Origin of the sequence: Rhodopseudomonas palustris, assembly GCF_013415845.1 — a bacterium.
GTDB lineage: Bacteria > Pseudomonadota > Alphaproteobacteria > Rhizobiales > Xanthobacteraceae > Rhodopseudomonas > Rhodopseudomonas palustris_F.
In genome coordinates, this window is sequence record NZ_CP058907.1 from 2,411,523 (window position 1) to 2,435,777 (window position 24,255).

A 24,255-nucleotide genomic window follows, 5' to 3' on the forward strand; every position below is an offset into this window, starting at 1 on the left:
GAACGCCTAGAGCGGTAGCCAGCATCGTGCCGTCATCTCCCGCGTCATCTCCGCAATCGTCTCCCGTAGCTCCGTCGGCCCCAGCACGTCCGCCTCCGGCCCGAGCCGCAGTAGTTCGGAGGCGGCGTGCCAGGATGTTTGCCGATCGGGATCTTGGCGATGTGCCAGCCATCCGCGTTTGAGACATCATCGAGCGGCGTGCACGATCGGACATAGGACTCGCTCAGTGCGTCGAGGTGCGTGACGCCGTGCTGTTCCCAGTCCCGCACCGTCGCGTGATGGGCGACAGCCGCACCTACGACGACACCCTCGGCCTGCGCGCATTGACGTCGACCGATGGAGAGATCACCGACTTCTATCAGTTTGAGATGTCCTTCCTCGGCGCCACCGCAACATGGATCATCAACGAAGTGAAGGGCGTCAACCGCGTGGTGTGCGACGTGACGAGCAAGTCGCCGGGGACGATTGAGTGGGAGTGAATTACCCTCATCTCACGCCGCTTCAAACGAATTCAAAAGTCACGAAAATCCAAGAGTGATAGCAACTTGGGTGCATCAGGTCCCCTCGTCCTGCTTCACCTAAGCTTGCGCATTTGACGATAGTTGCCGCATGAGCTGATCCGCAAGCCGCGGGCTTCCGGCGACTCGATTGCTGAGACGGCGAAGATGACGAAATGCTCGACCAGCCAGGTGAAGCTTGTTTGCCGACAGGTGCAATCTGAGCCGGCCGCCCCTTAATGTTGCACGAACGTCCGTCTCTTTACGTCGCCTCCGCCGTCATGGTTGGCGTGATCTTCTCGGCGTCAGAGATCAAGACTTGCATGGACTGAACGCACAGCCGGATTTGCTCGCCGTAGTTCAACCACGATTGCACGCCCTTGTTGCCATGAAAAATGTTGTTGCGGGATCGGAAGATAACGAAGACGAGAAGAAACACCTTGTCTTCGCCGGTGAACGCGTCGAACGGGAGTTGGAGCAGGGCTGAGTGTCCCACGTTCTCATGCCCATGCATGAGGTTTCCGAGCCGCCTCTTGTCCTGAAACCGCGCGTGAAAGTGAGCTACGGCGTCACGCAGTTCAGCGGCGTCGATGCGAGGTGCCGTGCGCTGTGCGTACTGCACAATGCCTGAGGCTCTGACGTAGCCCCCAAAACAGTTGGACTCGAATGGCGACCACACTACCAGGAACTGCAAGGCCGTCTCGTCTGCGAGCAGGCGAGTCATCTCAAATTCCGACTCGCCGAACAATGTCCCAAGCCATGAGTGGAAGTTTGCATTGCTTGGCATGTTCGTGCGTTCCAGAAAGGAAGTTGGTCTGGTAGAGTCCGCGTAATAACTCCGATATAACGGGCAGTACGGTAATTGTTGGCTAGTTAGTTGCCGTGCAAGGTCTGCACTGCTGACTGGCCTCAGCGCCGCCGGCTCTATCTTGTAGCTCTTGACTTATCAGCAAGTGACGCAAGAAGCAGGTTGTCGAGCTGGCGCGGCGATAGTTTGAGGCCAAATTCGCGCCTGATGTGGGCAACCAAATGGGCGCATTTCTCGACGAATTTCCGGTATTCATGGTCGCTGGTCCCGTCTGTTCGTGAGGCGCGGGGCACTAAGTAAGCGAAGTGGCGCATCGCTTTCACCGCTCGCGTGTCGTAGATGTAGAAGAGCTGCGGGACATGGAAATGAAGATACTTCGATGCAAGGGAACGCTTTTCCAGGTCGCTTATTCTGCTAAATAGCTCAGTAACTTTGCCATGGATCATGAGTAGAGTTCTTGATCCATCCTGCGTCCCTGGTGTCGCGGCTCTTGCCTCCCGCAGCCATTGATCGATTTCCGAGTTCATGACCGCCGGTGCGACAGATGTTAGATAGAAGTCATCGTTCTGATCTGCTGCGGTCTTGTTCTTCCTGCGTTCGATGGCGGCCGCGTAAGCACGACCAATGATCAAAATCTTGGCAACCACGGCACCCCGATCAGTATGCGCCGGATATCGTTCGCAGAGTTCGTAGAGTATTTTGTTGCAGGTGTCCCAAGGGGTTCCAGCCTTGGCCTCCAGGATGGCATTCCGGGTGATGGCTTTCATGTAATGATCTCGGTGCGTGATTCGCCCGGCGCAATGTATCCAACTTGCGGCTCCATCCGTGAATTCGGGGCGCCGTTCAGGCTGACGACAACTCACTTTGAGTAGTCGTCGGTGTAGTCGTGGAACGCCTGCGGGGGCCATCGCTGATTGAGCGCGCGTTCGACCTGCAGCAGCCAGCTTTCAGTCTCCGGAGACACGTTGCCTGCATATATCGCCTCCAAGTCATCCGGAATGCTGCGCATGACGGCCTGCGCCAGGCCCTTCGGGCTGATGCTCGAGTGTTCGCTCCTAAAGAGCGCCCGGCCCGCAGCCAAGTCAATCCATAAGCCTCGACCATCAACGAATACTGAAGCTCCCCGTTCGGTTTGGCCGGGGGGCGTAACATATCGATAATCATATACAATTTGATTTTTCCCCCAGGGCCCGAACCGTGATGTCGCGCTCTCTCAACCGACAAAGGCGGAGATGATCAGGGCGTTGACGATGTCGATAAAGAAGCCGCACACCAGGGGTACGACGATGAAGGCGCGGTGGGCGGCGCCGTATTGCTGGGTGACCGCTGTCATGTTGGCGATGGCGGTGGCCGTCGAGCCCAGCGCTATTCCGCCGAAGCCCGCCGAGATCACCACAGCCTCGTAGTCCTTCCCCATAAACCGGAACACGATCGATATGGTGAAGACGACGGCCAGGATGATCTGCACGAAAAGAGCCGAGGCGACGAAGGTGAAGACGCCATTGAGTTGCCAGAGCTGAAGCCCCATCAACGCCATGGTCAGGAACAGGCCGAGGGCGAGGTCGGATACCAGGGTCAGTCCGTCGTCCACGCCAGGCCAAAGTCTCTGGACGCGCGAACTCACAGCGATGGGCATGAGGTTGCGGATCAGGATTCCGGCCATCAGGCAACTCACGAAGGCGGGCAGGTTCAGGCCTGTGCGTGTCAGCGCATCATGAATGCCGAGCCCGAGGATGATGGCGAGGTTCAAAGCCAGCACAGCCCAAAGGATGCAGAAGTAGTCGAGCTTGGGCTGACGGCCGTCATTGGAAACGCCGATGGCGAGTTCGGGGTCGTCGGTGGCGGCGACATTGTGACGCTTCATCAGGAAGGCGGCCACGGGGCCGCCGATCATGCAGGCCGCGATCAGCCCGACCGTATTGGCCGCAACACCCAATTCCATGGCGTTGGTGATGCCGAGCCGCTCGGTGAATGTCGGTGCCCAGGCGAGCGTCGTACCGATGCCGCCGGTCAGCGAGATCGAGCCCACCATCAGTCCGGCCTTGGCTTCCAGTCCGAACAGCGAAGCCATGCCCATGCCGGCAAAGTTCTGGATCAGCATGAGGACGACAGCGAGCGACAGCAGGATGACCAGCGGCCGGCCGCCGGCCAGAAGCATCTTGACCTCGGCCTTCAGGCCTATGCCCGCAAAGAACAACAGAAGCAGAAAGTCGCGCATCGCGAGATCGAAGGTGATCTGCCGATCAAGAAGCGTGTAGCTGAGGGCAACCACCGCTGTGCACAGGAACCCACCGATGACCGGCTCGGGAATGGAATATTTGCGCAGGAGCGGCGCGTTCAGTGTCGCGATCTTGCCGGTCAGAAGCAGGATGACGGCGATCGTGAACGTATAGAAGGCATCGATTTCCATAGGCTTTTCGGATTCTAATGGGGGACCAGGCAGTGACAGCAGTTTTGCGATCACGGCGGACAGGGGTTCAATTGAGCGGCTGGCTCAACGCCCGTGGTGGGCAGTCATCGGGAGGTGCGGGCGCGGGACAACGCCATGTGCGCGTAGCCGGCAAACCCACGGCGGTTCACGCTCGGCTCATGCCGCTCCCCGGATCGGGTTGATGAGCTCGATGCCCTCGAAGTCGTTCTCGTTGTCTGTGACGACAAGGCATCCGTTCGCTTCGGCGACGGCGGCGATGATGGTATCAAGCGCATTCCGAGGCCTGCCTCGAGCTTTCCCGTCCGCCATGAGCCGCGCCCAGACCAGCGCCGCGCTCTCGTCGAAAGGAAGTATTCGGCCGGCGAACAGCGCCTGCGGTCCTTCAGCCGCTGAAAACCAGGCTTCCAGTTGATCGCGTGTTTTGCCTGCCGGCTTATCGAGAATCCCGCGGCGAATTTCGGCGACGGTCTGGGAGGAAATGAAGAGATCCTCGTCTGCCTGATCAGCCATCCAGGCCAAAAGGGGGGCTGGCGGATTTGGTTTGGTGATGTTGCTCAGGATGTTGGTGTCGAGCAGATAGCGCATCAAAGGTCGACCTTGCGCCCTTCGTCGCGCGGACGCGCCAGATCGAGAGTGGCGCCGACCAAGGGCGAGCGCCGGAGCGCGGCAGCGATGCCTCCCTTTTTCGGCGGCTCGCCGGCGATCGTCTGACTGAGGGCCGCGCGCAGCCGCGAGGCCTCCGGTCCCTCTTCGGCCAGTCGGCGGGCAAGCGATCGAATAAGATCACGGTCGGCATCGCGGCCGAGAACCTCAAAGCGCGCCAGGCCTCGCTCACTCAGGCGCGATCGATAGTTCTGAATGGCGCGCTTTTGCGAAGTGCCCATCGGTCTGCTCCGGAGATTTCCAGTGATATATCCAGAGCCATGGGGGTGGGCAAGGCGCGATGGAACGGGGCGCGTTTGACGTGCTGTCGCGGGCCGCACCGCTTTGTCGCCGCTTGGTCATGTCCTGGCCGTCGCGTCCGCGAGCGCAGCCAGCACGAAATCGGCGCGGGCTGCGGTGGGGATCATGAGTATCAAGATGTGAGCGCAGTGGCGTATCGCTCCGCCATCGCCCGCGTCATCTCGGCAATCGTTGTGCGGAGCTCCGCCGGCTCCAGCACTTCGGCCTCCGGTCCGAGGCGAAGCAGTTCAGCGGCTGCGTGCCAGGACGTTGTGCCGACCGGGATCTTCGCGACCCGCCAACCATCCGCATCGGCGATGTCATCGAGCTCTGTGCGCGATCGGACATAGGGCTGGCTCAGCGCGTTCAGCAGCTTCACGCCGAGCGGGGACAGCCGGACAGTCGCGATGTTGGGATGGAGCTCGGCTTCCATGCGCAGCGTCGCGCTTTGCCAGTAGGCGGCGAGATCGAAATCGGCCGGACGCGTGAAGCGGTCGTCGAGCGGCGTGCAGTCGAGCACGCGCGCGATCCGGTAGGTCCGGACGCTGCCGTCGACCTGTCCGGCGAGATACCAACTGCCGCCCTTTAGCACGAGGCCGAGCGGCGCGACGCGGCGGCGCTTCTGCCCGCGCCAGCTCTCGTAGCGGATCTTGATCAGCGTCCCGCGCAGCACCGCGGCGGCGACGGCGCGCAGATGCTTCGGCTCTTCGGCCTCGCCGAACCAGCCCGGCGCGTCGAGGTAGAAACGCTCCTGCATCCGTCCGGCGTCTTCGCGTACATTGGCCGGCAGCGCCGCCATCAGCTTGTTCTGCGCGGCGATCATCGCCGCATCGAGACCGAGCGCGGCGGCGGGGCCGCGCAGGCCGGCGAGGAACAGCGCGCCGGCTTCGCTCTGCGACAGCCCGTTCAGCCGCACGCGATAGCCGTCGAGCAGCCGATAGCCGCCCTCGGCGCCGCGGTCGGCATAGACCGGCACGCCGGACGCTGCGAGCGCGTCGATGTCGCGATAGATCGTGCGCACCGACACCTCGCAGGCCTCGGCCAGCTCCGGCGCGGTGACCCGGCCCTTGGCCTGCAAAGTTGTGAGGATCGACAGCATTCGGCTCGCGCGCATGATGGATTGAACCATACCTGACACAGGATGTCAGGTATGGGCTGCTAGGACGGTGCCTCGCAAGCTGGCTGATGGAGACCGCCGTGACCGATCCGAACCGACTGACCTTGTTCTATTCGCCGCAGACCCGGGCCACCGGCATGCGCGTGCTGCTCGAGGAGCTCGGCGCGCCGTACGATCTGCATGTGCTGAACATGAAGGCCGGCGAGCAGCGACAGCCGGCGTATCTCGCCATCAATCCGCTCGGCAAGGTGCCGGCGATCCGCCGCGGCGACGCGCTTGTCACCGAGCAGGTCGCGATCACGATCTATCTGGCCGACCTGTTTCCGGGGGCCGGTCTCGCGCCATCGCTCGACGATCCGCTGCGCGGCCCGTATCTGCGCTGGATCGCCTATTACGGCTCGACGTTCGAACCGGCGGTGGTCGACAGGTCCATGCAGCGCGAACCCGGACCGGCGGAGATGTCGCCCTATGCCGACTACGACACGATGCTCGGCGCGCTCGAAGCGCAGCTTGCGACCGGGCCGTATCTGCTCGGCGACCGCTTCACGGCCGCGGACGTGCTGTGGGGGATTGCACTCAACTGGACGCTGAATTTCGGCCTGGTGCCGAAGAAAGACGCTTTCGTGCGCTACGCGGAGCTGGTCACCGCGCGGCCGGCGTTCCGGCGGGTCGATCAGGCCGATGCCGAGATGGCGGCGGAGCACGCCGCTGCGGTTGGCGGCTGAACGGGTGCGGATCGCTCGCGTTGTTGGGCGATTGATTGACTAGCGCCAGCGGCCGCCGCGAGGCGGCAAGATCGTCGTGCAGGCGGCAAGACTTGCCGACATCAGACGACGCGGCGCCGCCGATGTGGCGCCGCAATGCGCTGCGGCTGTTTGCGAAAACGGCCGTCGCCGGGATGGCACGTGCGTTGCTTTTGAGCGTGCTCGACCAAGCACGTTTGAAGGCGCGTCATGAGCATTTCTGGAATCGGGTCGTATGCGGCCTCTATATTGACCCCGTCGCGCGGCAGCGCCGGCACCAGCGCATCGGCCGCGGCCACCGCTGCCGACAGTCCGGCGGCAACCAAGTCGGGCAGCGGCGGCGCACAGAAGACCGACTTCACCCAGATGACGCACAAGCAGCTGTTCGACTGGGTCAACAGCAAGATCGCCAGCGGCGAGATGAGCTTCGACGAGAGCTCGACCTTCATCAGCATGACGGTGAGCATGCCGGTCGATGGTTCTTCCATGGCGCCCGACGACAAGCAGCCGGTCAACTTCATGCAGTCGGTGCGCGGCGGCATGGAGCGGGCTCTGCAGACCAACGATTCCGATCTGTTCACCCGCCTGCAAACCGCGCTTCACACCATGCAGCGCTCTCAGGGCGAAGTCCGCGGCGTGAACATGACGGTGTGAGCGGCGCTCGCCCCTGGCGGAGCGAGACGCTGCTCCGGGGCGGCCAGCCGGCGGGGCCAAAGGGGGAAGCGGCGATGATCCGACATCCGCGCAAGACCGACTTTCCCGTCTCGGCGGTCCGCCGCTATCTCGAACCGGGCCCGATCGTGCTGGTGAGTTCGCACTGGCGCGGCGCGCACAACATCATGACGCTCGGCTGGCACGTCGTGCTGGAATTCACCCCGTCGCTGATCGGCCTGATGATCTCCAGCGGCAACCACTCGTTCGAGATGATCCGCGCCTCCGGCGAATGCGTCGTCAATCTGCCGACCACGGCGCTGACCGATATCGTCGTCGGCATCGGTAACACGTCGGGCGCCGAGATCGACAAGTTCGCCCATTTCGGACTGACGGCGGAGAAGGCGACGGCGGTCGCCGCACCGCTGATCGGCGAATGCCACGCCGCGTTCGAATGTCGGCTGCACGATGATGCCATGGTCGACAAGTACAACTTCTTCATCTTCGAAGTCGTCAAAGCCCACGTCGCCGCCCGGCCGAAACATCCGCAGACGCTGCACTACACCGGCGACGGCGTGTTCATGGTCGCCGGCAAGACCATCAGCCGAAAATCACTGTTCCGTCCGGGGATGTTGTGAGCGGACGCCGAAGATCGGCGCCCGCAGATTTGATCGCGTACCCGCTCAACCCAGGTGATGCACCTGTTGCAGGCCGTAGACCGGGGTGGGGAGGCCTTCCATCCGGGCTTTGAGCTGCAGCGCCAGGAACTGCGAGTAGTGGCGCGACTGGTGCAGGTTGCCGCCGTGGAACCACAAGCCTTCCTGTTGCGTCGGCTTCCACATGTTGCGCTGTTCGCCCTCCCACGGACCGGGGTCTTTGCGGGTGTTGGAGCCGAGGCCCCAGACCTTGCCGACCTTGTCGGCGACCTCTTTCGAGATCAGGTCGGCGGCCCAGCCGTTCATCGAACCGTAGCCGGTCGCATACACCACGAGATCGGCGGGCAGCTCGGTGCCGTCGCTGAGGATTACGGAGTGCTCGGTCAGGCGCTGAACGTCGACGCCGCTCTTGAGCTTGATGCGGCCGTCGGCGACCAGTTCGGAAGCGCCGACGTCGATGTAGTAGCCCGAGCCGCGGCGGAGATACTTCATGAACAGGCCGGAATCGTCCTCGCCGTAGTCGAGCATGAAGCCGGCGGCCTCCAGGCGTTTGTAGAAATCGGCGTCGCGCTCGCGGATCGCGTTGTAGATCGGGATCTGGAATTCGTGCAGGATCTTGTACGGCAGCGAGGCGAAGATCAGGTCGGCCTTGGCGGTGGTGATGCCGTTCTGCACCGCCTGCTCGGAGTAGAGGCCCGCGAGCCCGAGCTCCATCAGCGAGTTCGACTTGACGATGTGGGTCGACGAGCGCTGCACCATGGTGACATCGGCGCCGGCCTCCCACAGCGCCGCGCAGATATCGTGCGCCGAATTGTTGGAGCCGATCACCACGGCTTTCTTGCCCTTCCACGCATCCGGCCCGGGATGCTGTGAGGAATGGTGCTGATCGCCCTTGAACACGTCCATGCCCTCGAAGGTCGGCATGTTCGGCTTGGCCGACATCCCGGTGGCGAGCACCAGCTGCTTCGGCGTCAGCGTGATCTCCTGGCCGTCGCGCTCGACCACCACGGTCCATTGCTTGGCGGCCTCATCGTAGGAGGCGCGCTTGCAGACGGTGGAGCCCCAGTAATTCAGCTCCATCACCTTGGTGTACATCTCCAACCAGTCGCCGATCTTGTCTTTCGGCGCGAACACCGGCCAGTTCGGTGGGAACGGCAGATAGGGCAGGTGGTCGTACCAGACCGGATCGTGCAGACAGAGCGACTTGTAGCGCTTGCGCCAGCTATCGCCGGGCCGCTCGTTCTTCTCGATGATAATGGTCGGCACGCCGAGCTGGCGCAGCCGCGCGCCGAGCGCGATGCCGCCCTGGCCGCCGCCGATGATCACGCAATACGGCTGTCGCGTGATGCCGAGCTCGGCGGCCTCGGCGTCGCGTTCTTCCTTCCAGGTCTTGCGGCTGGGATCGGCGCCGTGCTTGACGCCCATCGGACGCTGAAAGCCTTGCGGCTCTTCGAAGCCCTTCAGTTCGGCCATGGTGGTGAGCAGCGTCCAGATCCGGCCGTCTTTGATGCGGAGATGGCCGACGCCGCGGGCGAGCGCGGTGTCGAACTGGATGAAGCACTCGACGACGCCGTCGGCCTCCGCGGCGTCCTCGCCGTCGGCGATCCGCCAATGCGACGGCTTGGTGTCGGTCAGCCGCGCCTTCAGCATGTCGCGGACCTGATCCTTGCCCTCCATGGTCTTGATGTTCCAGGTGAAGGCGATCAGGTCGCGCCAGTAGCAGTCGGTCTGAAACAGATCGACCGCGCGGTCGATGTCGCCGACGCTCAGCGCATCGTCGAGTTGTCCGAGGAGCGTGGTGACTTTGCCGTTCGGTGCGGTGTCGAGCATGCTGGTCCTCCCATGGGCCGTTGTCTTGACAGCATTGTTGCGCCGCGTTGGGGCGTCGTTTTTCGCGATGATAACCACCGCGTTCATCCGAGGGGAGAGCGAAGCGAGCCAGCTAGTGAAGTTGTGATCAGTCGGTTGCTGCGATGCACGCAGCGACGACAGCGTTTGCAATGCCGTGGGTGCGGCTCTATTCGGTCTTGACGTCGAGCTTGGTTGCGCCGGTGTAGTTGTAGACGTCGTACAGCAATGTGAGGATTTCAGCGGCGATCGCGGCGTCCGTCAGCGTCAACGGATAGCTTTTGCTGTAGTTTGGCGCGCGGCCGGGCTCCTTGTAGCCGGCGGCCGTCAGGCGGCCGACGCGATCCGGATTCAGGACAGCGCTCAACGCCGCCCAGCTTTCGGCCGACGCGGCCTCGCAATACAACGCCACCGGCGGCGTCTCCGGCATGCACTGGATGTAGCCGATGCCACTGTCGAACACCGCATAGACCCGATGGGCCGCGTTCACCCGCAGTCGCTGAATCTCTGATGTGACCGATGGGCCGTACAGCTTGATCAGCGCTTCCGCAGTTTCGGCGGTCTGCGGCTGTGGCTTCGCGGCATAGGAGCAAGTGAGCAGCGCGGTCGAGAGCATCGACGGTGCGCTGCTGACCATGCCGGCGAGATTCTGCGACGGCCCGTTCCGCGGAGGGCAGGGGATGTCGACCACCCAATCGGTTTTCAGTTCGAGGTCCTGAAGGTTGATGTCATAGGCATCCGTCAGCGTGCGTAAGATGTCTCCAGAGATCTGGCCGGTCGGCACTTCGGCCGGAAACACTTTCGCGTAGTTGCCGAAAGCGGGATCCGTGGTCCAGCCGAGCGCCGCGAGCCGGTTTTGCCGTTCGATCGTCAGGACGCGTTTCAGGGACGGTTGCAGCGTCGGGCCGGCAGCTTCGCAGCGCATCTCGCGGCTTGGCAGTCGGTGGCACTGGACGTATTTGTTGCCGTCCCAGATCGTCGCGTAGCCGACCTTCTTGGCGCGGACGATGCTCGTGATGTTCTGTAGCGCGGCGTCGATCCGATCGACCGCGGCCTCCTCGGCGTACGTCGGTGCTGACGTCGCGCCCAGGGTGATCAGCAGGGTGATCGCGGCTGCAAATCGAGCCGTCTGCTGCCTCATGATTTCCTCCGCTCACTCCGGCCGGCACAGCGGCTCTGCTCCACCACTGGAACATAGAGTGAACGAAGGCGTTGCGGAGTCAACCTTAGGTTGATACCAAAAGTGATTGCGCTCAGCCCCAGCTGCGCAGTCGCCTGAGCTGCGGCGTCTTCTTGTGCTGATGGTCGGCCATTCGGCCGAGCAGGGTATCGAGCTCAGTGATCGCCTTGAACAGATAGGGGCCCTTGTTCAGCATCACGCATTCGGCGCGCGCTGCCATCGCGGCGTCGGTCATTTCACCGCGCGACGGCGTGCCCTTCTTCACCAGATGTTCGAGCACCTGGGTGGCCCAGACCACCGGGACATGGGCGGCTTCGCCGATCCACAGGATCTCCTCCTGCATCTCGGCAAGCCGGGCGAAGCCGATCTCGACCGCCAGATCGCCGCGCGCGATCATCACCGCGGTCGGCTGGCGGCCGGCGGCCTGCACCAGAATGTCCGGCAGGTGCGCGACCGCGTCCGGCGTCTCGATCTTCAACACCAGCGACAGCTTGTGCCAGTCGTCGGGCCGGCGTTCGGCGAGCGCAGCCTGCAGCATCTTCACGTCGCCGACCGACTGCACGAACGAGAACTCGACGCCGTCGGCATGGGCCGCAACGAAATCGAGATCTGCGCGGTCCTTGGCGGTAAGCGCCGGGATATCGAGCGGCGTATCCGGGAAGTTCAGGCCTTTCTCAGGCTTCAGCCGGAAGCCGGTGTCGGCGGTGGCGGTGACGCGGCCGAGCAGACCCCAGGCGGTCTTGCGCTCGATCCGGACGCACAACTTGCCGTCATCGACGAACACCCGGGCGCCGACGGCGGCGCGCGTCAGCGGATCGGGCAGGGTGCATTCCACCGCGAAATGCTCGTCGTCGAGATCGATCCGCTCGAATTCGCCCTGCGCCACGATCGCCACCAGATCGCCGGTGACGATGCGGTCGCGGCCGTCGGGCGTGCGGGCGTCGCCGGTGCGGATCTTGGGGCCGGCAATGTCCATCAGCACCTTCATCCGCCGCCCGGTGGCTTCCTCGGCGACGTGCAGGTGGTTGATCATGCGCTGCCAGGCGGCGGCATCGTCGTGGGCGCAGTTGATCCGCACCGCTTCGACGCCGCGCTCGGCGAGTCGCAGCATGAAGGTCGGATCGTCGGCAGCTTCGCTCGGGCAGGTGACCAGCAGGGCGGAATGGCGGGCGCCCGACAGCGGCCCGAACAGCTCGGCGCTGCGGCTGGCGAGATCGTGCTCGCCGGCGAAGAACTGCTTCGACGACGGCCGCAGCATTTCCGGTTCGCCCGCCAGTGCCGCAAGGGTGGCGCGCACCGCGAGCAGCGTCGGCATCACCCGGCTTTCCAGCCGGCCGAGCGAGGACAGTCCCAGCGCCATCAGGGCGTGCTGCAGCGGGCGCAGATCGTGGTGACGCAGCGCCAGATAGTGGGCGAGGTTGGCGGCGCTGGGGCCGAAGCCGGGGCGATGGATCTGCGCCGCCCAGCCGGCCAGCCGCTCGCGGCTACCCTCGTCGATGTCGGTGATCAGCGTGTCGAGCTTGTGCTTGAGGCGGAGGATTTCGGTCGACATCGCAGGGCACTCGCAGGTTCTGGCGGCCGGAGAGCCGCATCCCACCCGCTCTATGAGTGCTGGATGAAGCCGATGTGACATCTGGTGCTGCGCGGCCTCAGACTTTCCTCTGAAGCGCTTGACGGGTGAGGGCGCCGTAGCGTGAATGAGACTCGTTTGCTTGACCTTTTGCGGAGCCTGCGCGTGCCCACCACCCTCTATGGCATCAAGAACTGTGACACGATGAAGAAGGCGCGGACCTGGCTCGATGGCCACGGCGTCAGCTACGCGTTCCACGACTACAAGACGGCGGGCATCGACCAGGAGCATCTCGAGCGCTGGGCGAAGCAGGCCGGCTGGGAGACGCTACTCAACCGCGCCGGCACCACCTTCCGCAAGCTGCCCGAGGCGGACAAAGAGGGGCTGACCGAAGCCAAGGCGATCGCACTGATGCTGGCGCAGCCGTCGATGATCAAGCGCCCGGTGCTGGAGCACGGGCGCAAGCTTCTGGTAGGCTTCCGCCCGGAAGCCTACGCCGAGGTGTTTGGCTAATACTGATCACCGCTCGGCCACGAGGCGGAGTTTCCCCAAAACCGACCGGGCGCAAACGCTGCCCAGCTTTGCATCTTGCACAAGGCTCGCGAATAGCGGCATAGTCGGGCCAGAAAGACGGGCCGGGCGCCAAAGGCGCTCCGAGCACCGGCTCCAAAAAAGAAGACATCGGACGTCTGCGCCGGCACCGCCTGCGTTCGATGGGGGGAAGTTGCTTGGCCGATGATATCATCCTCGAAACCAACGGATTGACGAAGGAATTCGCCGGCTTCTTTGCCGTGCGGGACGTCAACCTGCGGGTCCGCCGTGGTCACATTCATGCACTGATCGGTCCGAACGGGGCCGGCAAGACCACGTGCTTCAATCTGCTCACCAAGTTCCTGCGGCCGTCCGCCGGGCAGATCCTGTACAACGGGCAGGATATCACCGCGATGGCGCCGGCCGACGTGGCGCGGCTCGGGCTGGTGCGCTCGTTCCAGATCTCGGCGGTGTTTCCGCATCTCACCGCGCTCGAGAATGTGCGGGTCGCGCTGCAGCGGCAGCACGGCTCGTCGTTCGATTTCTGGCGCTCCAAGAGCGTGCTCGACACGTACAACCATCGGGCGCGGGAACTGCTGGATGACGTCGGACTGAGCGAATTCGCCGACACGCCGGCGGTCGAGATGGCTTACGGCCGCAAGCGCGCGCTCGAGATCGCCACCACGCTGGCGCTCGATCCGGAGATGATGCTGCTCGATGAGCCGATGGCCGGCATGGGCCACGAGGACATCGACAAGATCGCTACGCTGATCAAACGGATCTCGGCCAAGTACACGATCCTGATGGTCGAGCACAATTTGAGCGTGGTCGCCAATCTGTCGGATGTCATCACCGTGCTGACCCGCGGTCAGGTGCTGGCGGAAGGCAACTACGCCGACCTGACCCAGGACCAGCGGGTCAAGGAAGCCTATCTCGGAGCGGGGCATGGTTGAGGCGACGACATTGGACCGACCCGTATCCTCGGCCGCCGGCGAGCCGCTGCTGAGCGTCCGTGATCTGCAAGCGTGGTACGGCGAGTCCCACATCCTGCACGGCATGAATTTCGACGTGCGCGAAGGCGAGGTGGTGACGCTGCTCGGCCGTAACGGCGCCGGCAAGACCACCACGCTAAAATCGGTGATGGGTATCGTCGGCAAACGCAGCGGCAGCGTCACCTTCGACGGCACCGACATCAGCCGGGCGTCGTCGGACAAGATCGCCCGCCGCGGCATCGCGTTCTGTCCCGAGGAGCGCGGTATCTTCGCCAGCCTCGATGTCCGCGAGAACCTGATGCTGCCGCCGCAGGTCCGCCCAGGCGGACTGTCGCTCGACCAGATCTTCGAGCTGTTCCCGAACCTGCGCGAACGGCTGAAGAGCCAAGGCACCAAGCTCTCGGGCGGCGAACAGCAGATGCTGGCGATCGCCCGCATCCTGCGCACCGGAGCCCGGTTCCTGATGCTCGACGAGCCGACCGAAGGGTTGGCGCCTGTGATCATCCAGCAGATCGGCCACACCATCGCGCGGCTGAAGAAGGAGGGCTTCACCATCCTGCTGGTGGAGCAGAACTTCCGCTTCGCCGCCACGGTGGCCGATCGCTACTACGTGGTCGAGCACGGCAAGATCATCGACGGCTTCGCCAATTCCGAGCTCGAAGCCAACATGGACAAGCTTCACACCTATCTCGGCGTCTGACGGCGGCCAGGTGACATCTACGAAAGACTGAGAGCAAGATGGATATCAATGTCCCCGCTCTGTTGGCGCAGCTTCTGGTCGGCCTGATCAACGGTTCGTTCTACGCGCTGCTCAGCCTCGGCCTCGCCGTGATCTTCGGCATGCTCAACATCATCAACTTCGCGCACGGCGCGTTGTACATGATGGGCGCGTTCTGCGCGTATTTCCTGCTCAATCTGCTCGGCCTGAACTATTGGTGGGCGCTGATTCTGTCGCCGATCATCGTCGGCCTGTTCGGCATGGTGATGGAGCGCACGCTGCTGCAATGGCTGTCGGGGCTCGATCACCTCTACGGCCTGCTGCTCACCTTCGGCGTGGCGCTGATCATCCAGGGCGTGTTCCAGAACTATTTCGGGTCGTCCGGCCTGCCTTATGCGATCCCCGAACAGCTCCGCGGCGCGATCAATCTCGGCTTCATGTATCTGCCGGTGTATCGCGGCTGGGTGGTGGTGTTCTCGCTGGTGGTGTGCCTGCTCACCTGGTTCCTGATCGAGCGCACCCGGCTCGGCGCCTATTTGCGCGCCGCCACCGAGAACCCGACGCTGGTGCGCGCGTTCGGCATCAACGTGCCGCGGATGATCACGCTGACCTACGGCCTCGGCGTGGGCCTGGCCGCGCTCGCCGGCGTGCTGTCGGCGCCGATCAACCAGGTCCGCCCGCTGATGGGCGCCGACCTGATCATCGTGGTGTTCGCCGTGGTGGTGATCGGCGGCATGGGCTCGATCATGGGCTCGATCATCACCGGCTTCGCTCTCGGCGTCGTCGAGGGCTTGACCAAGTATTTCTACCCCGAGGCCTCCAACACCGTGGTGTTCGTGCTGATGGTGCTGGTGCTGCTTGTGAAACCCTCGGGCCTGACCGGACGGGCAACCTGACATGACCACGATTACGCAGAATTCCGTCCCGTCCACGACCCGCCGCCCGGTGCGCGACGAGATGATCGCCTTCGGCATCATGACCGCGCTGCTGTTGGTGGTGCCTTTCACCGGGGTCTATCCATTCTTCGTGATGCAGGGGCTGTGCTTCGCGCTGCTCGCCTGCGCCTTCAATCTGCTGATCGGCTATGGCGGCCTGCTGTCGTTCGGCCACGCGATGTTCCTCGGCACCGCCGGCTACGTCAGCGGCCATGCGCTGAAGGTGTGGGGGCTGCCGCCGGAACTGGCGATCATCGCCGGTACCGCGGCGGCGTTTGCGCTCTCGGTGCTCACCGGCCTGATCGCGATCCGTCGCCAGGGCATCTATTTTGCGATGATCACGCTGGCGCTGTCGCAGCTGCTGTATTTCATCTATCTGCAGGCCCCGTTCACCCACGGCGAAGACGGCATCCAGGGCATTCCGCAGGGCAAGCTGTTCGGCTTCATCGACCTGTCGAACGCCACCACGCTGTATTTCGTGGTGCTGGCCGGCTTCCTGCTCGGCTTCCTGGTCATCTACCGGGCGATCAACTCACCGTTCGGCGAGGTGCTGAAGGCGATCCGCGAGAACGAGCCGCGGGCGATCTCGCTCGGTTACAAGACCGACCAGTACAAGCTGCTGGCGTTCATCCTGTCCGGCACGCTGGCCGGCTTTGCCGGCGCGCTGAAAGTGTTCGTGGCGCAGAATGCCTCGCTGACCGACGTGCACTGGTCGATGTCCGGCGAAATCGTGCTGATGACGCTGGTCGGCGGCCTCGGCACGGTGTTCGGCCCGGTGGTCGGCGCGTTCGTGATCATCGCCATGCAGCAATATCTCGCCGGCTTCGGCCAGTGGGTCACGGTGATCCAGGGCGTGATCTTCGTCGCCTGCGTGCTGACCTTCCGCCGCGGCATCGTCGGCGAGATCGGGCATCTGTTCAAACGGTCGCTGTAACGGCGAGGCGAGGGGCCTGAAGGGGAGGCTGCGCCGCCACGGCGCTGCGCACCGCCCGCACAGACCCGGACGAGCGTTGTCAGAAAACAAGAACCGCCGCGTGGCTGAGCCGCGCGGCGGTTTTCTGTTTTGGTTGGTTCTGATCCCGCCGGCGCTATGCCTGCGGCGGCGTCTCGTGTCGTACCTTGTGCTCCAGCGGCAATTCGGCTTCGCCTTCGGTGTGATGCTCCCGGCGTGGATGCGCCGCCTTCTTGCGGGGCCGTGACAGCTCGACGGCGTCGGTCATCAGCTTCTCGACGTCGGCGCTGAACTTCGGCAGCGGGCCGATCTCTTCGGGATGAACCACGCCTGCGATCGCAGCCTCGTCCGACGCAGTCGCCTGCGGAGAAGGCGTCGGCTGCTCCGCCGGCACTGCGCGCGTGCGCGTCAGCACGTTCGGCAGCACATCCGGCTCCAGGGCCTGCGGCGGCACGGGCATCGCTTCGACGACCGTGAGGACCGCTTCCGGTTCCGGAGTGGAGGTCGCCGGGTCCGCGACAAAAGCCGTGGCCGCGGGCTCGGTTGCGACAGCTTCTGAAACCGCGGGTTCGATCATCGCCGGCTCGCTCGGTGCCGGTTCGGCGGGGGAGGGCTCGACCGGGCGGATGGGCTCGACACGCGCGGTGGTCTCGGCCTGCGCCGGTTCGCTGCGGATCGGTTCGGCGCGGGCGGCAGTGCCGGCATCGGCCAGCACTTGGCGGACCAGTTCGCGGGTGTTCAGGTCGTCGACCGGAATGCCGTCCGGCCAACGCAGGCTGCGTTCGGCGACAGGCTCCAGCCCGGCGCTTCGTGCTGGCCCGCGGTCGTCGGCGGGCACGCGAACCCGGGCGGTCGGCTCGACCGCGTAGGCCTCGCGTCGCGCTGAGCCGCGCCGCGGCATGATCAGGTTGCGAACGTCGATCTCGCTGGTCTCGTACTCCGGTTCGCCGAAGTCGCGGCCACCGTAGTCGCGGATGGCGTAATCGCGTGCGACGAACTGGGGCGGGCTGCGCCGGGCTGCGGCGCGGCGCGGCCGCTCGTCGTAGCGATCGTAATCGTGGCGCCGGGCAAACTCGCGGCGTTCGAACTCGCGCGGATCGTAATCGTCATAGCCGCCGTCACTGTCGCGACCGCCATAGCGCCGCCACTCGTAGGCGCGGCGATCATCCCGGCGCCGCATCTCGTCGTAGTCGGCTTCGTCGTCATGCAGAGCGTGCTCGAAGCCGCGGGCGGTCTCGAGCGGGCGCGGCGGCGCAGGCGGCGGTTCGGCGGCGCGCGCTGGCTCCGGAGCTGGGGCTGCTTGCGGTTTCGGCGCTTGAGCCTGGGGCTGCGCGACGGTGACGGGATCGAGTGCCATCGCTGGCAGCGTGATGGCAGCCATCGCCGGGGCGGGGGCGGGCTTGGGGGCTTCGTCGTCGAGGTCTTCGTTGTTCTCGATCCGCTGCCGGGCGCGTTCGACCTGCGCCTGAATCTTCGCGGCATAGACGCTGGGCGGTGAGAAGAAGATTTTCGCAACGACCGGAACGATTTCCAGGAAGATGATGAAGCACCGCGTCATCCACGAGAACAGCGTCATGGTGGCGCCGTCACGCGGATCGTTCTTCAATTCCTGATACGCGGCAATGCGCGTCAGCGGATCGAATTTGTCCTTCTTTTCCTGGAAGTAGGAGTCCGACATCACCTTCTTGCGGAAGTCGGCGACGCTCGCAGCCTTGTCGACTTCGAACTGCTTCAGGTCGGCGCGAGCCGCATCGATCCGCTGCTGCAACGCGTCGGCGCGCGCCTTGATCGCAACGCGCTCCTGCTCGCGGGCGGCGAGCGCGTCTGTCGTGATCTTGGCCTGAGCGGCGCGGAGGTCGTCGCGGCGAATGTGGAGCTGGGCGATCTCGGCTTCGCGCTCGGCGCGCTGGGCCAGGAATGCCTGGCGCTGCTTCCTGGCGAATTCGTAGCGGGGGCCTGCGCCGGGGCGGCCGGAATTGTTCGGTGTGGCTTTCAGTCCGAACTCTTCGGCGTTCATGTCGGCGATGTAGCGCTGGATCGTCTTGTCGATCTCGGCGATGTCGGCGCGGATGCCGGCCTCGCGGGTCGCCAGCGCGCGGATCTGCTGCTCGATGTCCTCGGTGCGGGCCTGCGTGGTCGGCTCCGGCTTCGGCTGTTCGGTGAGGGCGTCGCGGTGCAACGCTTCGAGCTGTTCGATGTCGGCGAGCCGGCGTTTGGCTTCGGCATTCAGCCCGGCTTCGAACGCTGCGATCTTATCGTAGACCGGCTGGTTGGCGACGACCCGGTCGGCCTCGATCTTCTCGTTGATGGTCGAGGAGAAGATCGCCAGTTCCAGGAACATCGCGATCACCCAGGCCAGCCCGAACGACAGCGTCAGGCGGATGCCGACGCGGACGAACCGCCAGGCGGTCTGCTTGGCCTCGGCGCGCGACTGGATCGCAGAGGTATTCCACAGCGTGCCCTGATAGAACCAATCGGACTGGCACAGCGCGCGGTCGAACATCAGCACGGTCAGCGCGATCACCGTCGAGACCAGCAGCCGAGTCCATATATTGTCGATCATGTAGCCGGTGGCGTGGAACGACACGCCGAGCACGACCACGAACGACAGACAGAGCGATGCGCCCAGATGCGTGGCCCATAATTTGTCGGAGGCCGGACAGCTCTGAAGGGTCTTGCGATCGACGCCAGCGATGATGCCAAGAACGCGTTGAATCATGGCCGCCCAGTTCTGCGGTGACATGCGCCGCGGTTTGGTTGTGACAGGTCGGCCGAGTCTAACAGAGCGTAAACAAATTCAATACGAGACGACGTTTAGTAGGCGATTCAACAGGCTCCGATTTGGTCTCAGCAGTTGCTGCTAAGGTGCCGTGATCGATTGCAAACTTGTCGAGTTGGAGGGGCGGGGAGGCGGCATTGGCCGTCCTCAGTATTTTGTCGTGATGGTCCGTTTGGACACGCCCGTCCATTCCCCGATTACCACTGCTACGCGACCGCACGGGCTCGATTTCACATCAGCGCGTTGAAGTGATTCGCGAGCAGGAGGCGCGACGGGCGTGACGATGGCATCGGTCGGCAACCAGGCGCCGGGACGAAATCTGTGGACGAGGGCGCCCCGCCTCGGCCGGAAGGTGCCCATCTTTCGGCTGTCCGATTACGGGACAGCACGGGTGCGGGCACTTGCGTCTCCTCGGTCCGGAATGGACGGTTGCCTGTGAGCCTCTGAAGTGTTTTATGACGCCGGTGTGACGCGGTCGGGCGTCTCCGGCCTCCGACTGCCAACCTACGAACCCGCGTCACGTCAACCGGATAGCTCCCGATGCTACGATACTTTCGAGCCTTTCTGCCCAAGGAAGAGAGGTTCTTCGATCTGTTCGCCCAGCACACTCATACGGTCGTGCAGGGAGCCCAGGCGCTGCAGGACATGCTGCGCGGCGGCGACGAGACGCTGGTGCACTGCCAGCGCGTCAGCCATTTCGAGTCCGAGGCCGACAACATCACCCGCGAGGTGCTGACCGCGGTGCGCCGGACCTTCATCACCCCGTTCGACCGGGTCGACATCAAGAACCTGATCACGTCGATGGATGACGCCATCGACCAGATGCAGCAGACCGCCAAGGCGGTGATCCTGTTCGAGGTCCGCGAGTTCGAGCCGCCGATGCGGGAGATCGGTACGCTGTTGGTCGAAAGCGCCAATCTGGTCGGTCGCGCGGTGCCACTGATGCAGTCGATCGGGCCGAACCTGCAGATGCTGACGGCGATGACCGAGGAGATCACCAAGCTGGAAGGCCGGGTCGACGATCTCCACGACATCGGGCTGAAGGAACTGTTCCTCAAGCACCGTAACGCCAACACCATGGATTACATCGTCGGGGCCGAGATCTACGACCATCTCGAGAAGGTCGCTGACCGGTTCGACGACGTCGCCAACGAGATCAACTCCATCGTCATCGAGCAGGTCTAGGGCAGGGGCCGGCCGTGGACGCTTCGCTCGGGCTGCCCATCCTGGTCGGGTTGATCGCCGTCGCACTGCTGTTCGATTTTCTGAACGGCCTGCACGACGCCGCCAACTCGATCGCCACCATCGTCTCGACCCGCGTGTTGCGGCCGCAATATGCGGTGTTCTGGGCGGCATCGTTCAATTTCATCGCCTTCATGGTGTTCGGCCTGCACGTCGCCAACACCATCGGAACCGGCATCATCGAACCCAGCGTGATCGATGCCTCGGTGATCTTCGCGGCGCTGACCGGCGCCATTGTCTGGAACCTGGTGACCTGGGGGCTCGGCATTCCGTCGAGCTCGTCGCATGCCCTGATCGGCGGCCTGCTCGGCGCCGGCCTCGCCAAGGCCGGGCTCTCGGCCGCGGTGTGGAGCGGCCTGACCAAGGCGCTGCTGGCGATCGTGCTGTCGCCGCTGGTCGGGTTCCTGCTGGCGCTGGTGCTGGTCGCGATCGTGTCGTGGGCATCGGTGCGGTCGACGCCGTTTGCGGTGGATCGCGCCTTCCGCATCCTGCAGTTCGCCTCGGCCTCGCTGTATTCGCTCGGCCACGGCGGCAATGACGCCCAGAAGACCATGGGCATCATCGCGGTGCTGCTCTACTCGCAGGGCTATCTCGGCAGCGAATTCTCGGTGCCGTTCTGGGTCGTGCTGTCGTGCCAGGCGGCGATGGCGCTAGGCACGCTGATGGGCGGCTGGCGGATCGTCCGCACCATGGGCCTGCGCATCACCAAGCTGACGCCGATGCAGGGCTTCTGCGCCGAAACCGGCGGCGCCGCGACGCTGTTCATGGCGACCTTCCTCGGCGTGCCGGTATCGACCACCCACACCATCACCGGCGCCATCGTCGGCGTCGGCGCCGCGCGCCGGATGTCGGCGGTGCGCTGGAACGTGGCGAGCTCGATCGTCTATGCCTGGGTGATCACGATCCCGGCCTCGGCGATCGTCGCGGCGCTGGCGTATTGGGGAACCCGGCTGGTTCCGACGTTCTGAGATGCGCGGCCAGTTTCGTCATTGCGAGCGTCGCGAAGCAATCCAAGTCGGCACACCGAGGCCTGGATTGCTTCGTCGCTTTGGCTCCTCGCAATGACGGATAGAGTTGTCGGCGTTAGCCGACCAACTTGAGCCCCACGATGCCGGCGACGATGAGGCCGATGCAGGCGAGGCGGCCGACCGTGGCCGGATCGCCGAACAGGGCGATGCCGAGCGCCGCGGTGCCGACCGCTCCGATGCCGCTCCATACCGCATAGGCGGTGCCGATCGGCAGTGTCTTCAGGGCGAGCCCGAGCAGCGCGACACTGGCGACCATCGCCGACACGGTCAGCGCCGTCGGCACCAAGCGGGTGAAGCCTTCGGTGTATTTCAGGCCGAGCGCCCAGCCGATCTCCATCAGACCGGCGACGAACAGATAGAACCAAGCCATAGCGGCCTCCTTGCGCACGTCCGGGCAAATTTCGTGAGGCCATCCAACGGGATGGCGCGCCGGCGCAATGCGCGGTGGTGAGGAGGCCGGGTCGTCCCGGCCGAAAAGGTGATTTTGAGGTCGTCCTCGATCCCTTATATGAGGGACGCCGTTCCGCCGCGCAACTGCCGGCGCTGCGACCCGCCGGAAGCCCTTGATCGCGCCGGCTTTCCCTGCCACAGGCTGATGAATGTCCGACACCGCTGTTCCGGCCGAAGCGCCGTCCTCGACCCCGTTTTCGCTCGCCCATGAAGTGGCGCGGCGGCGCACTTTTGCGATCATTTCGCATCCTGACGCCGGCAAGACCACCCTGACCGAAAAGCTGCTGCTGTTCGGCGGCGCCATCAATCTCGCCGGCCAGGTCAAGGCCAAGGGCGAGCGCCGCAACACCCGGTCGGACTGGATGAAGATCGAGCGCGACCGCGGCATCTCGGTGGTCACCTCGGTGATGACTTTCGAGTTCGACGGCCTGGTGTTCAACCTGCTCGACACCCCGGGCCACGAGGACTTCTCGGAAGACACCTACCGGACGCTGACCGCGGTCGACTCCGCCGTGATGGTGATCGACGCCGCCAAGGGCATCGAGGCGCGCACCCGCAAGCTGTTCGAGGTCTGCCGGCTGCGCGACATTCCGATCATCACCTTCATCAACAAGATGGACCGCGAGACCCGCGACATCTTCGATCTGCTCGACGAGATCGAGAAGACGCTGGCGCTCGACACCACGCCGATGACCTGGCCGGTCGGGCGCGGCCGCGACTTCCTCGGCACCTACGACGTGCTGAACGGCGGCGTCCGCCTGCTCGAAGGCGGCGGCGCCAAGACCGGCGCGGCCGAGCAGATCACCATCGAGGAACTCGGCAAGCGCCATCCCAATCTCGACGTCGCCGCGGTCAAGGAGGAGCTCGAGCTCGCCACCGAAGCCTGCAAGCCGTTCGACCTCGAGGCGTTTCGCGAAGGCCATCTGACGCCGGTGTATTTCGGCTCGGCGCTGCGCAATTTCGGCGTCGGCGATTTGCTGCAGGGGCTCGGCCGCTACGCGCCGCCGCCGCGCGCGCAGGAGAGCAGCGCCCGCAAGGTCGAAGCCGACGAGCCGAAGATGAGCGCCTTCGTGTTCAAGATCCAAGCCAACATGGATCCGAACCACCGCGACCGCATCGCGTTCGCGCGGCTGTGCTCCGGCAAGCTGACCCGCGGCATGAAGGCCAAGCTGGTGCGCACCGGCAAGGCGATGCCGCTGTCCAGTCCGCAGTTCTTCTTCGCCCAGGATCGCTCGGTGGCCGATGAAGCCTTCGCCGGCGACGTCGTCGGCATTCCCAACCACGGTAGCTTGCGGATCGGCGATACGCTGACCGAGGGCGAGGACGTCACCTTCGTCGGCGTGCCGAGCTTTGCGCCGGAAATCGTCCGCCGCGTCCGGCTGACCGATGCGATGAAGGCCAAGAAGCTGAAAGAGGCGCTGCAGCAGATGTCGGAAGAGGGCGTCGTGCAGGTGTTCCGCCCGCGCGACGGTGCTCCGGCGCTGGTCGGCGTCGTCGGCCCGCTGCAGCTCGACGTTCTGAAAGCCCGGCTCGCCGCCGAGTATCAGTTGCCGGTCGATTTCGAAGTCTCCGAATTCCAGCTCGCGCGCTGGATCTCGTCCGACGACCGCAAGAAGCTCGACACCTTCATCGCCAATAACGGCTCGTCGATCGCCGACGACGTCGACGGCGATCCGGTGTACCTCGCCAAGAACGAATTCTATCTCGGCTACACCAAAGACCGCGCCGAAGGGATCGTGTTCTCGGAAATCAAGGACGTGAAGAAGGCGGGGTGAGGCGACGTACTACGCGACATCACGATGCGTCATTGCCGGGCTTGACCCGGCAATCCATCCTCTTCGTCTGATCGTCGTCTTTGTTGCGCGCTAAGCGCGCGATGGATGCGCGGGTCAAGCCCGCGCATGACGACTTTCATATAATCAACCCTGTCAAACAGCCACACCTCCGCACCCTCGCGGCGCGTCGCGCCCGAGCCTTGCCCGAACAGCCGCCCCAAAGTGAGGGGCGGCGGCGCGCCGCAAGACGCGGCGTTGGGAGTGTCGCGATCCGGCCTTCGCCCGCGCGAGGGACGAAGATCGCGAACCGCGCGTCGCCTTGCGGCGCGCCACCCCGGCGGTTTTTGGTTGAAGGACCGCTCTTCCGGGACCGAGCGAGCTTGCGGGCTTTCCCCGGCCTCTACTCGACC

Annotated in this window: 24 protein-coding genes and 1 pseudogene; 12 read left to right on the forward strand and 13 right to left on the reverse strand. The window is 64.4% G+C overall.

What is annotated here, in order from left to right:
• Positions 1-6: 6 nt before the first annotated feature.
• Entirely contained in the window at positions 7-87 is an 81-nt protein-coding gene (locus HZF03_RS24640) for a hypothetical protein (RefSeq protein WP_464750216.1), read from the reverse strand.
• A gap of 155 nt (positions 88-242) precedes the next feature.
• Between HZF03_RS24640 and HZF03_RS11030 the strand changes: the two are divergent.
• Positions 243-479: pseudogene (locus tag HZF03_RS11030) on the forward strand (GMP synthase (glutamine-hydrolyzing)); the annotation flags it as partial.
• A gap of 280 nt (positions 480-759) precedes the next feature.
• Here HZF03_RS11030 and HZF03_RS11035 read toward each other — a convergent pair.
• The 7 genes from HZF03_RS11035 to HZF03_RS11065 form a co-directional block, all read right to left on the reverse strand.
• Positions 760-1,221 (reverse strand): hypothetical protein, encoded by a 462-nt coding sequence (locus HZF03_RS11035; RefSeq protein WP_133303259.1) that lies wholly within the window; start codon positions 1,219-1,221, stop codon positions 760-762.
• A 200-nt stretch (positions 1,222-1,421) separates the two neighbouring features.
• The gene (locus HZF03_RS11040) at positions 1,422-2,072 is read right to left on the reverse strand and encodes a hypothetical protein (protein ID WP_119019730.1); all 651 of its coding nucleotides are present in this window, start codon (positions 2,070-2,072) and stop codon (positions 1,422-1,424) included.
• 92 nt (positions 2,073-2,164) lie between these two features.
• On the reverse strand, positions 2,165-2,386 hold the full coding sequence (locus tag HZF03_RS11045) for a hypothetical protein (RefSeq protein ID WP_119019731.1): 222 nt from the start codon (positions 2,384-2,386) through the stop codon (positions 2,165-2,167).
• 132 nt (positions 2,387-2,518) lie between these two features.
• Positions 2,519-3,715, reverse strand: coding sequence for a sodium/glutamate symporter (gltS, locus tag HZF03_RS11050; protein WP_119019732.1), 1,197 nt, complete (start codon positions 3,713-3,715; stop codon positions 2,519-2,521).
• A gap of 177 nt (positions 3,716-3,892) precedes the next feature.
• Positions 3,893-4,321, reverse strand: a complete 429-nt coding sequence (locus tag HZF03_RS11055; protein WP_119019733.1) for a type II toxin-antitoxin system VapC family toxin — start codon at positions 4,319-4,321, stop codon at positions 3,893-3,895.
• Positions 4,321-4,620: a hypothetical protein gene (locus HZF03_RS11060; protein ID WP_119019734.1), complete on the reverse strand. Its 300-nt coding sequence runs from the start codon at positions 4,618-4,620 to the stop codon at positions 4,321-4,323. Before HZF03_RS11060 ends, HZF03_RS11055 begins: the two co-directional genes overlap by 1 nt.
• Before the next feature lie 191 nt (positions 4,621-4,811).
• Positions 4,812-5,792 carry a helix-turn-helix transcriptional regulator gene (locus tag HZF03_RS11065; RefSeq protein ID WP_119019735.1) on the reverse strand — a complete coding sequence of 327 codons (981 nt, stop codon included), beginning with the start codon at positions 5,790-5,792 and terminating at the stop codon, positions 4,812-4,814.
• 83 nt (positions 5,793-5,875) lie between these two features.
• Here HZF03_RS11065 and HZF03_RS11070 point away from each other — a divergent pair, with 83 nt between their 5' ends.
• The 3 genes from HZF03_RS11070 to HZF03_RS11080 all read left to right on the forward strand — a co-directional run bounded on the left by HZF03_RS11070 (position 5,876) and on the right by HZF03_RS11080 (position 7,827).
• On the forward strand, positions 5,876-6,520 hold the full coding sequence (locus HZF03_RS11070) for a glutathione S-transferase family protein (RefSeq protein ID WP_012495762.1): 645 nt from the start codon (positions 5,876-5,878) through the stop codon (positions 6,518-6,520).
• Between the two features lie 228 nt (positions 6,521-6,748).
• Positions 6,749-7,192 carry a hypothetical protein gene (locus HZF03_RS11075; protein ID WP_119019736.1) on the forward strand — a complete coding sequence of 148 codons (444 nt, stop codon included), beginning with the start codon at positions 6,749-6,751 and terminating at the stop codon, positions 7,190-7,192.
• A 74-nt stretch (positions 7,193-7,266) separates the two neighbouring features.
• The gene (locus HZF03_RS11080; protein WP_119019737.1) at positions 7,267-7,827 is read left to right on the forward strand and encodes a flavin reductase family protein; all 561 of its coding nucleotides are present in this window, start codon (positions 7,267-7,269) and stop codon (positions 7,825-7,827) included.
• A 45-nt stretch (positions 7,828-7,872) separates the two neighbouring features.
• Here HZF03_RS11080 and HZF03_RS11085 read toward each other — a convergent pair whose 3' ends face one another.
• The 3 genes from HZF03_RS11085 to HZF03_RS11095 all read right to left on the reverse strand — a co-directional run bounded on the left by HZF03_RS11085 (position 7,873) and on the right by HZF03_RS11095 (position 12,425).
• Complete coding sequence (locus tag HZF03_RS11085) at positions 7,873-9,675, reverse strand: NAD(P)/FAD-dependent oxidoreductase (RefSeq protein ID WP_119019738.1); 1,803 nt, start codon at positions 9,673-9,675, stop codon at positions 7,873-7,875.
• A 187-nt stretch (positions 9,676-9,862) separates the two neighbouring features.
• Entirely contained in the window at positions 9,863-10,834 is a 972-nt protein-coding gene (locus tag HZF03_RS11090; RefSeq protein ID WP_119019739.1) for a TY-Chap domain-containing protein, read from the reverse strand.
• Positions 10,835-10,946: 112 nt separating this feature from the next.
• Positions 10,947-12,425, reverse strand: coding sequence for a pyruvate kinase (locus HZF03_RS11095; RefSeq protein WP_119019740.1), 1,479 nt, complete (start codon positions 12,423-12,425; stop codon positions 10,947-10,949).
• Positions 12,426-12,608: 183 nt separating this feature from the next.
• On the opposite strand from HZF03_RS11095, the gene HZF03_RS11100 reads away from it, so the two are divergent.
• The 5 genes from HZF03_RS11100 to HZF03_RS11120 all read left to right on the forward strand — a co-directional run bounded on the left by HZF03_RS11100 (position 12,609) and on the right by HZF03_RS11120 (position 16,553).
• Positions 12,609-12,956, forward strand: coding sequence for an ArsC family reductase (locus HZF03_RS11100; protein WP_119019755.1), 348 nt, complete (start codon positions 12,609-12,611; stop codon positions 12,954-12,956).
• Positions 12,957-13,171: 215 nt separating this feature from the next.
• Positions 13,172-13,927, forward strand: a complete 756-nt coding sequence (locus HZF03_RS11105; RefSeq protein ID WP_011157828.1) for an ABC transporter ATP-binding protein — start codon at positions 13,172-13,174, stop codon at positions 13,925-13,927.
• Positions 13,920-14,666, forward strand: coding sequence for an ABC transporter ATP-binding protein (locus HZF03_RS11110; protein WP_119019741.1), 747 nt, complete (start codon positions 13,920-13,922; stop codon positions 14,664-14,666). Before HZF03_RS11105 ends, HZF03_RS11110 begins: the two co-directional genes overlap by 8 nt.
• Before the next feature lie 38 nt (positions 14,667-14,704).
• Positions 14,705-15,580, forward strand: a complete 876-nt coding sequence (locus HZF03_RS11115; protein WP_011157830.1) for a branched-chain amino acid ABC transporter permease — start codon at positions 14,705-14,707, stop codon at positions 15,578-15,580.
• A 1-nt stretch (position 15,581) separates the two neighbouring features.
• Positions 15,582-16,553 (forward strand): branched-chain amino acid ABC transporter permease, encoded by a 972-nt coding sequence (locus HZF03_RS11120; RefSeq protein WP_011157831.1) that lies wholly within the window; start codon positions 15,582-15,584, stop codon positions 16,551-16,553.
• A gap of 154 nt (positions 16,554-16,707) precedes the next feature.
• Here HZF03_RS11120 and HZF03_RS11125 read toward each other — a convergent pair whose 3' ends face one another.
• A complete protein-coding gene (locus tag HZF03_RS11125; protein ID WP_119019742.1) occupies positions 16,708-19,314 on the reverse strand; it encodes a DUF4407 domain-containing protein in 2,607 nt (868 codons plus the stop codon).
• A 576-nt stretch (positions 19,315-19,890) separates the two neighbouring features.
• Between HZF03_RS11125 and HZF03_RS11130 the strand changes: the two genes are divergently transcribed.
• Together HZF03_RS11130 and HZF03_RS11135 are read left to right on the forward strand one after the other, a co-directional pair.
• Positions 19,891-20,535, forward strand: a complete 645-nt coding sequence (locus tag HZF03_RS11130; protein ID WP_011157833.1) for a DUF47 domain-containing protein — start codon at positions 19,891-19,893, stop codon at positions 20,533-20,535.
• Positions 20,536-20,549: 14 nt separating this feature from the next.
• Positions 20,550-21,560: an inorganic phosphate transporter gene (locus tag HZF03_RS11135; protein ID WP_119019743.1), complete on the forward strand. Its 1,011-nt coding sequence runs from the start codon at positions 20,550-20,552 to the stop codon at positions 21,558-21,560.
• 115 nt (positions 21,561-21,675) lie between these two features.
• Here the strand turns inward: HZF03_RS11135 and sugE are convergent, their stop codons facing one another.
• The gene (gene sugE, locus HZF03_RS11140; protein ID WP_011157837.1) at positions 21,676-21,990 is read right to left on the reverse strand and encodes a quaternary ammonium compound efflux SMR transporter SugE; all 315 of its coding nucleotides are present in this window, start codon (positions 21,988-21,990) and stop codon (positions 21,676-21,678) included.
• Positions 21,991-22,219: 229 nt separating this feature from the next.
• On the opposite strand from sugE, the gene HZF03_RS11145 reads away from it, so the two are divergent.
• On the forward strand, positions 22,220-23,845 hold the full coding sequence (locus HZF03_RS11145) for a peptide chain release factor 3 (RefSeq protein ID WP_119019744.1): 1,626 nt from the start codon (positions 22,220-22,222) through the stop codon (positions 23,843-23,845).
• Positions 23,846-24,255 lie beyond the last annotated feature (410 nt).

Coding starts and splice junctions, on each gene's coding strand:
- HZF03_RS11035 (WP_133303259.1), bottom strand. CDS start 1,221: ATGACTCGCCTGCTCGCAGACGAGACGGCCTTGCAGTTCCTGGTAGTG.
- HZF03_RS11040 (WP_119019730.1), bottom strand. CDS start 2,072: ATGAAAGCCATCACCCGGAATGCCATCCTGGAGGCCAAGGCTGGAACC.
- gltS (WP_119019732.1), bottom strand. CDS start 3,715: ATGGAAATCGATGCCTTCTATACGTTCACGATCGCCGTCATCCTGCTT.
- HZF03_RS11055 (WP_119019733.1), bottom strand. CDS start 4,321: ATGCGCTATCTGCTCGACACCAACATCCTGAGCAACATCACCAAACCA.
- HZF03_RS11060 (WP_119019734.1), bottom strand. CDS start 4,620: ATGGGCACTTCGCAAAAGCGCGCCATTCAGAACTATCGATCGCGCCTG.
- HZF03_RS11065 (WP_119019735.1), bottom strand. CDS start 5,792: ATGCGCGCGAGCCGAATGCTGTCGATCCTCACAACTTTGCAGGCCAAG.
- HZF03_RS11075 (WP_119019736.1), top strand. CDS start 6,749: ATGAGCATTTCTGGAATCGGGTCGTATGCGGCCTCTATATTGACCCCG.
- HZF03_RS11080 (WP_119019737.1), top strand. CDS start 7,267: ATGATCCGACATCCGCGCAAGACCGACTTTCCCGTCTCGGCGGTCCGC.
- HZF03_RS11085 (WP_119019738.1), bottom strand. CDS start 9,675: ATGCTCGACACCGCACCGAACGGCAAAGTCACCACGCTCCTCGGACAA.
- HZF03_RS11090 (WP_119019739.1), bottom strand. CDS start 10,834: ATGAGGCAGCAGACGGCTCGATTTGCAGCCGCGATCACCCTGCTGATC.
- HZF03_RS11095 (WP_119019740.1), bottom strand. CDS start 12,425: ATGTCGACCGAAATCCTCCGCCTCAAGCACAAGCTCGACACGCTGATC.
- HZF03_RS11110 (WP_119019741.1), top strand. CDS start 13,920: ATGGTTGAGGCGACGACATTGGACCGACCCGTATCCTCGGCCGCCGGC.
- HZF03_RS11115 (WP_011157830.1), top strand. CDS start 14,705: ATGGATATCAATGTCCCCGCTCTGTTGGCGCAGCTTCTGGTCGGCCTG.
- HZF03_RS11120 (WP_011157831.1), top strand. CDS start 15,582: ATGACCACGATTACGCAGAATTCCGTCCCGTCCACGACCCGCCGCCCG.
- HZF03_RS11125 (WP_119019742.1), bottom strand. CDS start 19,314: ATGTCACCGCAGAACTGGGCGGCCATGATTCAACGCGTTCTTGGCATC.
- HZF03_RS11130 (WP_011157833.1), top strand. CDS start 19,891: ATGCTACGATACTTTCGAGCCTTTCTGCCCAAGGAAGAGAGGTTCTTC.
- sugE (WP_011157837.1), bottom strand. CDS start 21,990: ATGGCTTGGTTCTATCTGTTCGTCGCCGGTCTGATGGAGATCGGCTGG.
- HZF03_RS11145 (WP_119019744.1), top strand. CDS start 22,220: ATGTCCGACACCGCTGTTCCGGCCGAAGCGCCGTCCTCGACCCCGTTT.